The organism is Bacillus clarus (assembly GCF_000746925.1).
GTDB lineage: Bacteria > Bacillota > Bacilli > Bacillales > Bacillaceae_G > Bacillus_A > Bacillus_A clarus.
On record NZ_JMQC01000008.1, the window covers coordinates 729,718 to 743,557 of the forward strand.

Here is a 13,840-nt window from a genome sequence, read left to right on the forward strand (position 1 = left end):
TTGTTTCTTCTGGGAATGGTACTGTTAATAAAAGAATTTTTTATCAAATATATAACATAAATTTCTCTCTTCCTCCCCTGAATAAAATCCAATATTCCGCCAATAATGTAGATAGGCGATAGCCAGAACTCATTTAAAGTCCCTAACCTTTCTCCTTTCCCCCTTGGAGAACCAGCAAAGCAATTAGCTTTTGCTGGTTGCTCTTTTCCGGTAACATTTACCTGTTTCGCTTAGGATAAACACAGGTTATCATATAATGGCTCGACTAGATCGAGCTGTGATACCCATTACCCTAGGAAACTAGATTTTTGTTTTATACAAATGAAATTTTTGTCCATTTTTTTCACATTCCATTGAAGCAGGCATATATTATGGTACGAGACATTCCTTTTATACGAAACTCATATGGCCCTTTTAAAGGGCCTTTTTAAGTTAGATATAAAATGAAATTTTCATACTAATCTTCTTCAAGTTCTGTAACAATTAAATAGTTACGAAGCTTATTTCTTTTTGCCACTCTCCCTTTATACGCCCGTGTTGTGTAAAATTAGACTGCTACAGGAAGTACAGCTAAAATTTTATCTCTCATTCTCCGAAATAGATTTTTTTTCCATTTTAATAAACATTTCTTACTTTTATTACATACTATATATCGACAAATAAAAGATAGGGGATTAAAGAATGGCTGATTATTTTTATAAATATGGTAAAAAGCACTATAAAAACCATTCGCATTCTCACCACAAAAAAGAGAACTGTTTCATTGAAACGCATACGATTGCTGGTTCAAATATACCGTTAAATATTATCGTACCAGCTAACACTTCAAGAGTTGTTTTTGAAGATTCTACTAATAATCATAATAAAACATTACTCCAGTTTCACGTCCCTGGTACTTCTGCACCAATTGTAGTAACTATTCGTACAAGAAATTCTCGTAGACCAATTACCGCTACAATAGCTACAGGTGAAACAAGGATTCTTCAAGTAGAAAATTTTGAAAGCCTCACTGTCACAAATAATACTAATACACTTAGCAATATTGCTATTTTTATTCAAAAAACGTTTTGCATCTGCTGTAATGACCACAATAATTATTATAAAGAACAATCGCATACTCTTAACCAAAAGGGTAACTGTTTTATCGAAACCCATACCATAGCTGGTTCGGGAACCGCTTCAACTGGAAATGTACCGCTAGATATTATTGTACCACCTAACACTTCAAGAGCGGCTTTTGAAGATTTTACTAATAATCACAACAAAACATTACTTCAGATATCTGTTCCTAACGATTCCGGTCCTATTGAAGTAACTATTCGTACAAGAAGTTCTAGCAGACCAATTATCGCTACAATAGTTCCTAATGAAAAAAGGATTTTTCAAGTAGAAGATTTCCAAAACCTTACTCTCACAAATAATTCCGCTGCCATTGATTTTATTGATATATTTATCCAAAAGACGTTTTGTATTTGCTGCAATGATCAGAACAAACCTTGCGAAGAATGTTGCCATAAATACGACCATGATTATGATTGTTAGATTAACCGTCAAAAGAATCCTTTATATAAAGGGTTCTTTTTCTTTTACACCACTAACATCCAATCATTCACGTATTTACTTATCTACCATTCCTCGTTTCTTAATAAAATAGCGTTTTTGTTCAAAAATTTCACAAACCTAGAACATTCCCATATAATATCGTGTATTCTTTTACAGCATACATTTCGGTCGAAGAGCGCCTTGGAAAGCGCTCTTTTTCTTTGAATAAGGATTTTATTAAATTATCATTTGATTAATCATATTTAAATTCATTTTACATATATTAACATTGAACCTGTGATTCCTGTCGCTCTCGTTGGACCGGTGGCTCCTGTTGAATCGGTTAATCTATATTATTTTTTTGAAAGGATCTGTAGTTCATAACAGGTCCTATTTAATTGAATTCGATTTTTAATAGTTGCGATAGGTAAGACTTTGAAGTTATCTCCATCTTTTCCCCCGCTTAGCACTGTACGTGCGACTTTCATCGCATACAGCGCCCCATCTTATTCTTTTATGCTAAAGTAACTAGATTACAAGCTTTACGGATTTTGTTTATTTTCTTCAATTGTTTATCGTTCAATTGAAGTATCCTCATATATGTTCTAATCGTCTCTTCATTTGTAGCGTGAATCAATCTGTGGACAAATTCATGTACAATAATCAGGTTATTAAACTCGTCAGTTCCTCCCATACCTTTCGGTATTTTATGGTGACAGTGCACATCTTCAGCTATTAAGAAGATTCCGATGACAGCACATTTACCATTTTGCATGGAATACCTGGATATTCTGTTATCTGTATACTCCATGCTTTGTCCTTTATTGGAGGATAGCAACATCTTTTGCATTTCATTGGCAATGTTACCCTTTAGGCTTTTGATGAGTTTTTGTCTTCCCTGCTTAGTGTAATTGCATATGTCTTGACTGAAACTTTGAGGGAATCGTGTTTGTATGTCCGCTAGTGGATATACATGATTGCCTGCTATTTCAAAGGTTCTATAATTGTTCCTATGAGTTCTTTTGTATAATGCATTCGCATTGGTAGGAATCTTATATTTCCCTATTGATTTTAGACGATTAAACAAAGTTTTCGAGAGACGAAAGGCTATTTCTACAAAGTCTACGGTCACATGTGTTGCGATTCTGTAATAATTTTTAATACCAAGTACATAGGAGTTATAATCCCATACTGTTTTTGCTGTTGGACTCTTTTGAATTGCTTTAATCCTTGTTTTTGCTTTTTCAAGGATATCCTTTTTCTTTTTCTCGCTTACATATGTGTTTGCTACATATCTTTTACGCTTTTTTACAGATTTGATAGAGAACCCTAGAAAATCCGAAGATTTTCTTTTTAGGTTGGTTATAGTTGATTTTTCATTAGATATATTAAGGTTTAATTGATTTTTGAGATATCCTTCTACTGCATGGAATATTTTAGTTGCAGATTTATGATTGTTGGTGAATATTTTGAAATCATCCGCATACCTAACTATATACATTTTCTTCAATTTTGCTTTTATCAACAATGGATTTTTGGTTGCTATTGTATATGGTTTCCTTGTTTTAATATTCTCCCATTGACTCGATATCCACCAATCCAAATCGTTTAATACAACGTTACTAAGTAACGGACTCAGGATTCCTCCTTGCGGAGTTCCTTTTGTAGGAATACCTTCTCCTTTGATTGGTGCTTTTAACATTTTTGAGATAATCGTCAGCACCCTTTTATCAGTTATGCCTATGTTGTATAGTTGTTTTAATAATTTGGAATGGTTCACGTTGTCAAAGAAACCTTGTATATCAATATCTACTACGTGACTAAATCTCCCTCTGTTTATCAAGTATTGACACCTAGCCATTGCATGGTGTGTTGACCTGTTAGGTCTGAATCCATATGAATGCTTGTAGAATTTTGCTTCGCATATTGGTTCTAGAACTTGTTTGAACATTTGTTGAATCAATCTATCTCTCATTGTAGGAATTCCTAATGGGCGTTTCTTTCCATTTGCTTTAGGTATTTCTACCCTACGTACCGTATTTGGTTTGTAGTCTGCAAGAGCTTTTCTTATATTATCAACAAAAGAATCTGCATCTTCCATTTTGTAGTGGTCGATTGTGATACCATCTGTTCCTTCAGTTTTAGAGCCAGTGTTAGCCTTTATGTTTCTATATGCCAGTAGAATATTTTCTTTTGATATGATGTGTTTATATAAATTTATGCCTTTAGCGGCATTGTTTTCGCTACGTTGATATAAATCATCGAACGCTCTTTGTATATCGTAATATTCTGCATGTCGTAATGTTGTACTCACCGATGTATTAATTCCCCTTTCTTACGAAAAGTCCCATCATCTTACTCGATCCTGTGGGTTACATCTAGTTAATTTAGTTTTCAAAGAACAAGACTAGGGACTATCCCTCCACGTTTGCTACATGTTTCGTCGGTACTGTGTCCCCACCTTCACAAGAATAAAGTAATTTCGGTTCGTTAGAACCTTATATACACCTGTCTGTTAGTAGACGTTAGCGACAGTTTCTTGCTTACCACGTTCCGATTGACTTAGCTATACATATATCCTTAGGTGCTTGCTTTAAGCCTGTTACCTTTACATCCTCATCGTTAGATGTTTCGAATTTCATATTATCTACTCTTACTTTTCGATAGGTAACGTCGTCGTTAACGACATACACATTTCTAATGTATTAATAGTTTAGACCCGTACATTCACAAGTTCGCCAGTCCGTTTGGACATTCTCACCATAGATATTTTGTAGCATCCCGACCTATCCATTACCATATGATTTCTCACTTAGGTTTTGTTCAGCCGACTTCACCTAGCTTCATACAATTTGCGACTACTATCACGTTTTGCATGTAGGAGTATCAGATAAGTAGTTTCAGCTCAACCTGACGGCTTTCATTTCTACTTTCAGTCAATCAGTTGTTATTATCAAAATTGATAACCCTCCTCTTTCGTGTTTGCACACTTATGAGGAAACGTGTCGCACAAATAACTATTTTGTTCAGCTTCTTAACAAATCCTTTCATTCTTTCAAACTGTTTCTATGTTCTTGCTGATACTGCACTTAAAGTATAACTAAAGACCATCCGTGCGTTCGCATCGATAATTTCTGCGAACTTTTCGATTTCCACTATCTATTCCCTATCGCCATCAACCTAAAGAATCAAAATCCCCTCATGACGTATCCTGAATAGAATATACATTATTAAATTTTTATTGGACAAGTATACAAGCATAACTAACAAACTTGAATATATCTATACTGAACTTCAAAATAAGGGGGTGATTTTTTGATTAATAATCGTATTGTAAATGGAGGATTTGAGACGGGGACTCTTGCTCCATTTACTGTAAATAACGTCTCTTTTGTTACTATTGATAGCACACACAGTCATTCTGGTACATTCAGTGCTAGGTTATCTGGAGGTTTAGTTGACGCTATTATTGCTCAATCGTTTCTGGTATCTCCAAATGAAATCTTCGAACTTTTTGTATCCCTTGCTAAACTTGGGCCAGCTCCTAGTCCTACAATAGCTATCAATATTTACTATTTTAATGGAAGTACTTTTTTGGGAAATGGCTTAGCTACTTTCATAATATCCAATCGTATCCCCGATATTAACGAAAACGATTGGTTAGAAATTTATGAGACAACCTCTCCAGTACCAGCTACGGCTAATATAGCATTAGTAGTTATCACTAAGTTTTCCGCAGCAGGAAGTGCAGATGTATTTATTGATGATGTGGCCCTTTTATCTGTCCCTAATCTACCTGGATCGACTGGTGCTACTGGACCAACTGGAAACACTGGACCAACTGGTGCTACCGGACCGACTGGTGCTACTGGACCAACTGGAAACACTGGACCAACTGGTGCTACCGGACCGACTGGTGATACTGGACCAACTGGAAACACTGGACCAACTGGTGCTACCGGACCGACTGGTGATACTGGACCAACTGGAAACACTGGACCGACTGGTGATACTGGACCGACTGGTGATACTGGACCAACTGGAAACACTGGACCGACTGGTGATACTGGACCAACTGGTGCTACCGGACCGACTGGTGATACTGGACCGACTGGTGATACTGGACCGACTGGTGATACTGGACCAACTGGAAACACTGGACCAACTGGAAACACTGGACCAACTGGTGCTACCGGACCGACTGGTGATACTGGACCAACTGGAAACACTGGACCGACTGGTGATACCGGACCGACTGGTGATACTGGACCAACTGGTGCTACCGGACCGACTGGACCTGGTTCAATATTATTTAGTGATACAGATTCGGTAACGCAACCATTAGGTGCTTTGCCAACAAATGTTCTTCAGGTAACAGCTGTACCTATAACAGCAGGTGATCAATTGAAATTTGATTTCACTGTACAAGTTTTAGTAACTCCAACATTACCAACATGGTCAGTTGTCCTTACCGTCGTATTATCCAGCTCCGTTGATGGACCTCTCCTCACACAGACTTATCACTTATCCGATGATACTAACATTGGTACTCAAACAATAAAAGTAGCAGAAGTATTTGCAAATACCCCTTCTGTCAACTCCCATGATTACACTGTTAGTATTACTGCTACCAATGTCAACGCTTCAACATCAGCAGAAGTTAGAGGATTAACAATTCTTAGATTTGATGCTTAATTTCTGCAGACAGAGATAATTGATTTTTCAAGAAGTTGACCCAATCAATCTCATGGCTCGAGGGGATTGATTGGGTCCTTTTTTGGAATATTGTAGGTTATAATTCGCCATTAAATTTTATAAATACGACTATACTTTGAAGCCTATTTATTTGTCTCAAAAAATCTACCTTTTCGAACAATTGAACTACTGATAACACTGATTATATAAAGTAACCAACGAAATTTGAATCAGGTCTCTTTGTTGTTTTGAAGTCACCACTTTTTTCATATCTTAAGCATTTTTTCCATACACTAAAAAGGATTGATAAAAAAGCGAATGGAGGTTGAAAATGCCTACCACAACTATTTACGATTTTATAACTAAAGATGGGCGCTTTCCTCATGTTCACAAAAATTTCCCCTTAGTCTTATTCTGGAGCCAAAAAAGCGGTTGTACTTCACTAGCGCATTGGTTCTTTTATCAAATTAACTTATTTGAAGAGGCTATAAAGTATAACTCATTCATTCACAACTACGAATTTGAAATTTATAAAAATTCTATATCCTATTTCACTGATTTAGCCAATACGTTACAAACGAAAGAAAAAGACACGTATAAACTGGTAAGAAACCCCTACAAAAGAGCAGTAAGCTCATTTTTCTCTCTTATCCCGCCACCATATTTCGATACTCCTGAACCTGATTGGAGACCCATCCGTCGTCTTCTTTATGGTAATGAGTCTTGCAATAAAAAAATTTCCTTTAAGCTTTTTTTGTATTATTTAAAATCACATGCAACAAATTTTGAAGACGTAGATCCTCACCTCACACCACAATATATACAAGGAGAAGAAGAGTTTGTTACAAATTACATTTATCTAGAGAATTTCTCTGATACTGTTTCAAATTTAGAAGACAAATATAGATTAAAAAAATCTCCTTTAAACCTATTGACCAAATCATGGCACCACCAAAGTCACAAAGCTATTTATAAAGGAAACTATGCAGATGCTGACATTACCAATCCCTTATTCCCAAAGCTCCCAACCTATGATAGTTTTTATGATGAAGAAGCTATCCAGTTAGTTAAAGACATTTTCAAACAAGACTTCAATATGTACGGTTACTCTTTAAATCCTCTTTGAGAAATAATCATTTTCTTAACAGGTATTACATATACTCAACACAGATCCCAAAGCCTCCTACTTTGGACTCCTCATAAGATTTGTTGGGCTATGGAAAGCACTGTTCAACAGTGTTCTTTTTCATTTTAAAATAACGCTTTTATAGCACTTCATCATGATTAATTTGTTTTGAAATAACTTTAGCCTCATGACCGTAATATCCATTATGTTCGTTGTAAGCGACAAACTGGAGAGTTCCTTTAGATGTGACAATGTCAACGAACATCACGTCACCTTCAAAATATTCATCTTCTATATCCAAATCATGCTTTTTAAGGAGACCTTCTTTTAATTCCGTATCGGTTATTTTTACATCAATAAGTTCGGCTCCTATAAAATCATTAAAGTCATCTTCCGACATAAAGTAACCCCAGTTTTCACAGCAACTTTGTTCGTCGTCAATCAATAGCTTTATTACTTGTTCGTTTGTCGTAATAGCGTAACCACTCATGCTTGACCATCGCACTTCTTCTTGATGTGCTTCAATTTTTAAAATTTGTTCCATTATCAATCATCCTTTTCTATTAAATTCAAATTGTATGAAATTTAACGGGAAGTAACTTCGCATCGTTACACTTCCCTCCAATCTCTATTAAATTAAGTGCGTCTTCCGCTCATCCATCCGAGTTACTTTTCCACTCTTGTATATAAACGACTGTTCACCATGACCACTTGTTGGTGGTTCAATCGAATGAATTTGTCCATCTTTCACAACATAAATCATATTTTCAGCTAAAGAAATCTCGGCTTTCATTTCTGCAATATCTTCTTTAATAATCGCCATATTGACCACTCCCATGATATAATTACTTTGTCAAAAGTAGTCGGGAGCCAGCTCGGCTTTTTTTATTTGCCTATAAATATTGCACAACATTCTCTGGAACAAATGACTGTTCCGAGGATAGATGGATCCGTATTGGAACCAGCTCTTTGCTATCCCTTGCTCGCTTACACATCTGTTCCGCTTCTTCCCAATCAAACTGCTTATCCTCCGCTCGTTTATAACGCCAAATTCCAATCGTATAATCTTCAAACAACTCATAACGGTTATCAGGTGCTGTCGTTGGCTTTAATTCGTCAACCGCTTTTGCTTGGCGCGGTATTTGTACAACAACGTCAGCAAAACGTAGTTTAGAATTTAACCGGTGAACATGAGCTTTCTTTGGATCAAATGACACAACTGGTTCAACATCAAAGATTGTTAACTGTTTTGACATCGTTTGATCCCTCCAGCACCTGCAAACTTGCTATTAAAATTCCTTCAAGCTGCGTTAATGTTAATTGGTCCAACGTTTGTCCATTTATTTCAGCTAGACCTAATCCTAATAACTTACGAATAATACATAGCTTCCTACGCTCTACTTCTTGACGTAACAACATTATTGAACCTCCTGTTGCTGATGTAATCTACGGTCTAAGTTAACAAACTTACTAAACTCTTTAACGAATGCCAATTCGACAACACCAACTGGGCCATTTCTCTGTTTAGCTAAAATGATTTCCGTTATGTTTTTGTTTTCTGTTTCTGCATCGTAGTAATCTTCGCGATATAAGAATGCAATTAAATCTGCATCTTGCTCAATTTGCCCATTCTCACGTAAATCAGATAACAACGGTCTTTTATCTTGTCTGCTTTCAACGGCACGACTTAACTGCGATAATGCAACTACACATACATTTAACTCCCTAGCCATCAATTTCAACTTACGGCTAATCTCACCGATTTCTTGCATGCGATTCCCTCTATGCTTCGGATCACCCACAATAAGCTGCAAGTAATCAATTGCAATTAGTACTTTTTTATCAGGGTATTTACGCTTTAGCTTCCTAGTTTTAGTGTAAATCTCTTGCATCGTCACATTTGCTTTATCGTATATTTCTAACGGCAAATCATTTATTAAGCCCATTGCTTGGCTAATCTTTTCCCAGTCTTTTAGATTACATAGCTTTTTAGGATTCTTTAATTTCGTAGCCTCTACATTTCCGGTACTTGAAATCATCCGCTTGAGTAATTGTTCTTCACCCATCTCCAGTGAGAAAACTCCTGTTGCTGCATTAGAGTTCGCTGCATGATAAGCGATATTTAATACAAATGCTGTTTTTCCCATCGAGGGCCGAGCACCTACGATAATTAAATCGCCTTCCTGTAATCCTGAAGTCATCCTATTCAAATCATCGTAACCAGTGTTTATGCCTGTTAAATCACCAACATCAATTTGCATTTTTTTATATAAATCTACGAGTGTTTCGTTTAGATTAAAATCATCTGAATAACCAGTCTCTTCAATTGCGCTTAACTCATCAATTGATTTACTAATCGCACTCATGTCCTTGTCTTGCTGAAGGCGATTATATAAATTACCAGCAACCTCTTGAGCATGTCGCATCTTCCATGCTTCAATTACTAAACCTTCGTGATATGAAAAGTTCTTTGTTGTTGAAACGACCTCAGTCAAATTGATAAAGAACACAATACCACCGATTTGATTCATAAAGCTCTCTTCAAACTTCCCAACTAAAGCTACAAGGTCTATTGGACTTTCAGCATCCTCTAGTTCTCTCATCACTTTAAAAATTACTTGATGTGTTGGAATAGAAAATTGTTTTGGCTTTAACTGACAATCTTTTATCAAGTCACCTTCTGTGATAATGCTCCCTAGAATACTTTGTTCAGCTTCTACATTACGAATGATTTCGTTACTCATTGCATCATCCATCCATTCTGTTGATTAAGTGCTGCAAGTTCTTCGTCTGTAGGGATGTTTTGTTCCCATGATTCTTGTTGCTGTAATACGTTTTTAGTAGATTCAGATAGGCCCTTCTGTTGGTACGGAGATTGTTTCTGTGTTTGTGCCGTTCGTTGAGCACGAAATGCTTTATCAGCCGATTCAACATCAGCTACTGTTTTTAAGCCTTTAAGATGCCAATCTCTTAAAATCGTATTTACGTAAGACATGTTTCTAGTATTTTTTTCTAAAGCAATCTCCATAGCTTTAACAACTAATTCTGCATTTAAATCATCTATCCAAGCATTGATGCCATCTGCAATAAAAGGTGTAATGAATCCGAAGTTTTGCTCGTAAAAAGAAATTGGATTAACTGCAACAACGTCCGCGCACTCTTTTTCTTGTTGTTGTTTTTCTTTTTCTTTTTCTTTTTCTTTTTCCCCACTTGTCGTTAACGTATCGTCCGACGTATCGTTATTAGCAATAAATGCCTCAAACATTGCACGGATTTTATCATTTTTTACTTTAGGAGAAACTAGACGAACAAGATTAATATCAACAACCCCATCAAGTTCCTTACGCACACAATCTTCAATCGGTTTTCCGCCTCTATTTAAGTTGTATTTCCCCCAATTAATAATCGCTATTTCACGTGTATCAGGGTTGTATTTCACTAGCTTATGATGGTTTTCAAAACGATCTAACAAAGCATTGATTGTTTCCATTGAATACCCTAAATCAAATGCCATTTGCTTCTTAGTAATTTGATACACGCCAATTTGTGTCGTACATGGATTAGTAAGAAGATATAAATCAAACAACTTATCTTCTGGAGTCATTTCCTCAATAACTTTTGCATCCTTCCAAAATGAAACTTGAACTGTTCTGTACAATGCCATATTATTCATCCTCCTGTTTACATATCGCAAATCCGCCTTCTATACGTAACAAGCGATAATTCTTGTATCCTGTTTTCAAATATTGTTTTACTAAGTAATTTAGGTGTTGCTCTGATGTCGCTTGCTGAAGTATCTTAGGACTCAGCAACACTCTATGTAATGATTTATCTAAAAGCATGCTACACACCCCGTTGTTATACGCATGCTAATTTGATATAATTAATTCAAATATTTTTTCCAAAGCCATTTATCTATCACTCTGCCAAGTGATAGATTTTTTATTTTCTACGTGTTACTAATGAGGCATTAACTCCTCTTGCTCTTAAATCTTTAATCACTACACGATAACTCATCGATGCCTCATGTTCTTCTTTTGTATCACGAAGCATTTTAAATTCTTTCATACATCGCTCCAGTTCTTCTTCCCAGCGATTTGATTCTTCGGCTGATTTTGCATAAAACATGTTATGAACGCATCCAATCATACAATTATGAAGTTTATTCGCAAATGAAAAGTCTCCTGAAAGAACTAGATCATGAAGACGATCGTATTTATGTGTCATGAATTATCCCTCTTTCCTACTTGAATTGATGCTGTACGCATCGTTACAACCAGGAAGGCATATTGTAGGGGGGGATGGGAGGAACAATCCCTTTCTGGTCATAACGACAAGCACAGTGGCTTGTCCAAACGATTAATAAAATGTTATAATTGCTTTATAGAATTTTTTTCAGAGCTACTGTTGTCTAGGCGGTAGCTTTTTCTTTTGCCCATTTATGTTTTAAAGTGAATGATGCTTCAATAATTTTGATTCAAATTCCCACTAACTTCTTCTCTTGCTTTAACTCCAAGGATTTTTTATCATCACCGAATGTTTTAGCTATTTTTATTTCACCAGTTAACTTTGCATCATAACGAATTAGTTCCTTGTACTCTCCTAAGCTTGGATTCTTGTAATCTACTGTCATTTAGGTTTCCTCCCCTACAGAACTTTTGTTAAAGCCATTAAGCTATCTACTGATTGAATAATAACGTTTTCCGACATAGCCTTTTGTAACCAACTTCTTTGTATTTGTTCCATAATGCCAAAATGAACTTGCTCAAGTGCTTGTACTACACATTGAGTAGCTTGGATTGTATCGAAGATTTCTTTTGCATGAACTGCGTATTCATGTTTCTTCTTTTCATCGAGCTTCCATGACCTAGTTGTCACTTGTAAGTTCATGATTTCCTTCGCTGCTAAAATTCCTTCTTCTGCTTGTTTTATATAGTTCATTAATTGTAGGTTCACATCTTGAGTTAAACGTGGATCTGTAGGCGGTAAACTAACACCATAGATATGTTTAATCGCTTGTTGATTCAACTTTGCTCCTGTTGCATGACACCAATCCATCGCAAGCTCAAATTCTGGTTTAGAAAGCCCAGATTCAATACGGGTTAATCTTTCATGTGTAATACCAAGGTACTTAGATAACCCTTTCTTCGTTTTCAGCTGAATATTATCACAACATTCTCTGGCATTCTGTAATAATTCCCCTATTGCCGGATTGCAGTATATGCTTGTTCCCATATCTGTTCGCCTCCATATTTAGTTTTCAAATGGTTACAATGAATTTAGTGCATATGTAACTTGTCTATTTTTCATGTAAAAAGAGAGGAGCTATTCCTCAATGTTTTCTTTCACTTGTATTTCTTTGATGATGGCCCAACCAGCCTTATAATATGCTTGACGGATTTTATCAATATCCTTTTGTGATTTTGGCTCAGGAGCCACAACATGGACTTTCGTTTTTCCAAATTCATAAGTCGCCGCATATTCTTCTTGTTGGCTCATGGTGTCACCTCTTGAAGTGCTTTTTATATGTTTATGCGACGGATCTGTTGGTACTGCCATTTGAAATGACGACATTTAATCACCCTCTTTCATTAATCAGACCTTATTTTTTTCATTAACGTACCAATACTTAAATCTTTATCGCTTTAAAACTTTGCAAACTGAATAGCGAGTAGGTAAAAAAATATCTTCTTTTCTCTTTCCGTATAACTTTGCTATTTGATCAGCTCTCTCTGCGCTAATTTGCCTTTGTCCATTTTCAATTTGTGATAGATATCCGCCTGAAATATTAAGTTTCCTTGCAGCTTCTTCAATACTAATCCCCAATTCCATACGAATTTCTTTTGGGCCATCCATTTCATTATCACCGCCTAAAACTTTGCACTTTGTGTTGATAATCAAAATATACTACTCACTTCGCAAAGTGTCAACGCATTTTGCAAAGTTTTTACCAATTCATTTCAACTTTTGCAATTTGCAAAGTATAATTAAACTTAGAAGATGAATAGGAGGATTCCTATGATTGGAGAGAACTTACGCAAATTAAGAAAAAAAAATAATCTAACTATGAAAGAGTTAGGTCAAAAATTAAATCTTGCTGAATCAACAATATCGGGTTATGAAAATGGGAACAGAAAGCCTGATTATGAAACTTTAAATAAGTTTGCTGATTTCTTTGAGGTTTCAACTGACTATCTTTTAGGTAGAAATGTTACTCAAAAAGACATTAGTACCTATAATCCCCTATTAGACCCTGAGCTAGGTATATGGTTCAAAGATATTAAAGATGCTTCTCCTGAAAAACAGGAAGAGCTTAAACAATTTTGGGATTTTATTAAGGATAAAGAAAAAAATCGTAAAATTGGGGATAAACAGCGTTAATTGAATAGGGTATATAATAAATGCAATTTTAAATGCGTATTTTTTTTGAGCTATTCATTGACTATAGTTAATAAATTGCAAATTGAGTTGTAATAA

The 13,840-nt window shown here is 35.7% G+C and carries 15 protein-coding genes and 1 pseudogene; 4 read left to right on the forward strand and 12 right to left on the reverse strand.

Annotated features, from left to right (window positions below):
• Positions 1–681: 681 nt before the first annotated feature.
• Positions 682–1,542: a hypothetical protein gene (locus DJ93_RS04420; RefSeq protein WP_042979364.1), complete on the forward strand. Its 861-nt coding sequence runs from the start codon at positions 682–684 to the stop codon at positions 1,540–1,542.
• 514 nt (positions 1,543–2,056) lie between these two features.
• On the opposite strand, the gene ltrA is transcribed toward DJ93_RS04420, so the two are convergent.
• Positions 2,057–3,856, reverse strand: coding sequence for a group II intron reverse transcriptase/maturase (gene ltrA, locus DJ93_RS04425; protein WP_042979365.1), 1,800 nt, complete (start codon positions 3,854–3,856; stop codon positions 2,057–2,059).
• A 1,001-nt stretch (positions 3,857–4,857) separates the two neighbouring features.
• On the opposite strand from ltrA, the gene DJ93_RS04430 reads away from it, so the two are divergent.
• Positions 4,858–6,237 (forward strand): NTTRR-F1 domain, encoded by a 1,380-nt coding sequence (locus tag DJ93_RS04430; RefSeq protein WP_042979366.1) that lies wholly within the window; start codon positions 4,858–4,860, stop codon positions 6,235–6,237.
• Positions 6,238–6,568: 331 nt separating this feature from the next.
• A complete protein-coding gene (locus DJ93_RS04435; protein ID WP_042979367.1) occupies positions 6,569–7,363 on the forward strand; it encodes a sulfotransferase family 2 domain-containing protein in 795 nt (264 codons plus the stop codon).
• Between the two features lie 139 nt (positions 7,364–7,502).
• Here the strand turns inward: DJ93_RS04435 and DJ93_RS04440 are convergent, their stop codons facing one another.
• The 11 genes and pseudogenes from DJ93_RS04440 to DJ93_RS04490 form a co-directional block, all read right to left on the reverse strand.
• Positions 7,503–7,907 carry a DUF7448 domain-containing protein gene (locus tag DJ93_RS04440; protein ID WP_042979368.1) on the reverse strand — a complete coding sequence of 135 codons (405 nt, stop codon included), beginning with the start codon at positions 7,905–7,907 and terminating at the stop codon, positions 7,503–7,505.
• Between the two features lie 87 nt (positions 7,908–7,994).
• On the reverse strand, positions 7,995–8,186 hold the full coding sequence (locus DJ93_RS04445; protein ID WP_042979369.1) for a DUF3954 domain-containing protein: 192 nt from the start codon (positions 8,184–8,186) through the stop codon (positions 7,995–7,997).
• A gap of 70 nt (positions 8,187–8,256) precedes the next feature.
• Complete coding sequence (locus DJ93_RS04450; RefSeq protein WP_042979370.1) at positions 8,257–8,619, reverse strand: hypothetical protein; 363 nt, start codon at positions 8,617–8,619, stop codon at positions 8,257–8,259.
• Entirely contained in the window at positions 8,594–8,782 is a 189-nt protein-coding gene (locus DJ93_RS04455) for a hypothetical protein (protein ID WP_042979371.1), read from the reverse strand. The genes DJ93_RS04450 and DJ93_RS04455 overlap by 26 nt, the downstream gene beginning before the upstream one ends.
• The gene (gene dnaB / locus DJ93_RS04460) at positions 8,782–10,107 is read right to left on the reverse strand and encodes a replicative DNA helicase (RefSeq protein ID WP_042979372.1); all 1,326 of its coding nucleotides are present in this window, start codon (positions 10,105–10,107) and stop codon (positions 8,782–8,784) included. Before dnaB ends, DJ93_RS04455 begins: the two co-directional genes overlap by 1 nt.
• Complete coding sequence (locus DJ93_RS04465) at positions 10,104–11,027, reverse strand: DnaD domain-containing protein (RefSeq protein WP_042979373.1); 924 nt, start codon at positions 11,025–11,027, stop codon at positions 10,104–10,106. Before DJ93_RS04465 ends, dnaB begins: the two co-directional genes overlap by 4 nt.
• Positions 11,028–11,305: 278 nt before the next feature.
• Complete coding sequence (locus DJ93_RS04470) at positions 11,306–11,590, reverse strand: hypothetical protein (RefSeq protein WP_042979374.1); 285 nt, start codon at positions 11,588–11,590, stop codon at positions 11,306–11,308.
• Between the two features lie 184 nt (positions 11,591–11,774).
• Positions 11,775–11,996 (reverse strand): annotated as a pseudogene (locus DJ93_RS04475) (RNA polymerase subunit sigma).
• A gap of 14 nt (positions 11,997–12,010) precedes the next feature.
• Positions 12,011–12,598: a hypothetical protein gene (locus tag DJ93_RS04480; RefSeq protein ID WP_042979375.1), complete on the reverse strand. Its 588-nt coding sequence runs from the start codon at positions 12,596–12,598 to the stop codon at positions 12,011–12,013.
• A gap of 90 nt (positions 12,599–12,688) precedes the next feature.
• Positions 12,689–12,937, reverse strand: a complete 249-nt coding sequence (locus DJ93_RS04485; protein WP_042979376.1) for a hypothetical protein — start codon at positions 12,935–12,937, stop codon at positions 12,689–12,691.
• 63 nt (positions 12,938–13,000) lie between these two features.
• A complete protein-coding gene (locus DJ93_RS04490; protein ID WP_042979377.1) occupies positions 13,001–13,219 on the reverse strand; it encodes a helix-turn-helix domain-containing protein in 219 nt (72 codons plus the stop codon).
• A 162-nt stretch (positions 13,220–13,381) separates the two neighbouring features.
• On the opposite strand from DJ93_RS04490, the gene DJ93_RS04495 reads away from it, so the two are divergent.
• On the forward strand, positions 13,382–13,744 hold the full coding sequence (locus DJ93_RS04495) for a helix-turn-helix domain-containing protein (protein WP_042979378.1): 363 nt from the start codon (positions 13,382–13,384) through the stop codon (positions 13,742–13,744).
• Positions 13,745–13,840: the final 96 nt, after the last annotated feature.

Excerpts from the sequence above, each read along its gene's own strand:
- DJ93_RS04495 (WP_042979378.1), top strand. The coding sequence starts at position 13,382 with ATGATTGGAGAGAACTTACGCAAATTAAGAAAAAAAAATAATCTAACT.
- dnaB (WP_042979372.1), bottom strand. The coding sequence starts at position 10,107 with ATGAGTAACGAAATCATTCGTAATGTAGAAGCTGAACAAAGTATTCTA.
- DJ93_RS04480 (WP_042979375.1), bottom strand. The coding sequence starts at position 12,598 with ATGGGAACAAGCATATACTGCAATCCGGCAATAGGGGAATTATTACAG.
- DJ93_RS04450 (WP_042979370.1), bottom strand. The coding sequence starts at position 8,619 with ATGTCAAAACAGTTAACAATCTTTGATGTTGAACCAGTTGTGTCATTT.
- DJ93_RS04440 (WP_042979368.1), bottom strand. The coding sequence starts at position 7,907 with ATGGAACAAATTTTAAAAATTGAAGCACATCAAGAAGAAGTGCGATGG.
- DJ93_RS04435 (WP_042979367.1), top strand. The coding sequence starts at position 6,569 with ATGCCTACCACAACTATTTACGATTTTATAACTAAAGATGGGCGCTTT.
- DJ93_RS04420 (WP_042979364.1), top strand. The coding sequence starts at position 682 with ATGGCTGATTATTTTTATAAATATGGTAAAAAGCACTATAAAAACCAT.
- DJ93_RS04455 (WP_042979371.1), bottom strand. The coding sequence starts at position 8,782 with ATGTTGTTACGTCAAGAAGTAGAGCGTAGGAAGCTATGTATTATTCGT.
- DJ93_RS04490 (WP_042979377.1), bottom strand. The coding sequence starts at position 13,219 with ATGGATGGCCCAAAAGAAATTCGTATGGAATTGGGGATTAGTATTGAA.
- DJ93_RS04465 (WP_042979373.1), bottom strand. The coding sequence starts at position 11,027 with ATGGCATTGTACAGAACAGTTCAAGTTTCATTTTGGAAGGATGCAAAA.
- DJ93_RS04470 (WP_042979374.1), bottom strand. The coding sequence starts at position 11,590 with ATGACACATAAATACGATCGTCTTCATGATCTAGTTCTTTCAGGAGAC.
- DJ93_RS04445 (WP_042979369.1), bottom strand. The coding sequence starts at position 8,186 with ATGGCGATTATTAAAGAAGATATTGCAGAAATGAAAGCCGAGATTTCT.
- DJ93_RS04485 (WP_042979376.1), bottom strand. The coding sequence starts at position 12,937 with ATGTCGTCATTTCAAATGGCAGTACCAACAGATCCGTCGCATAAACAT.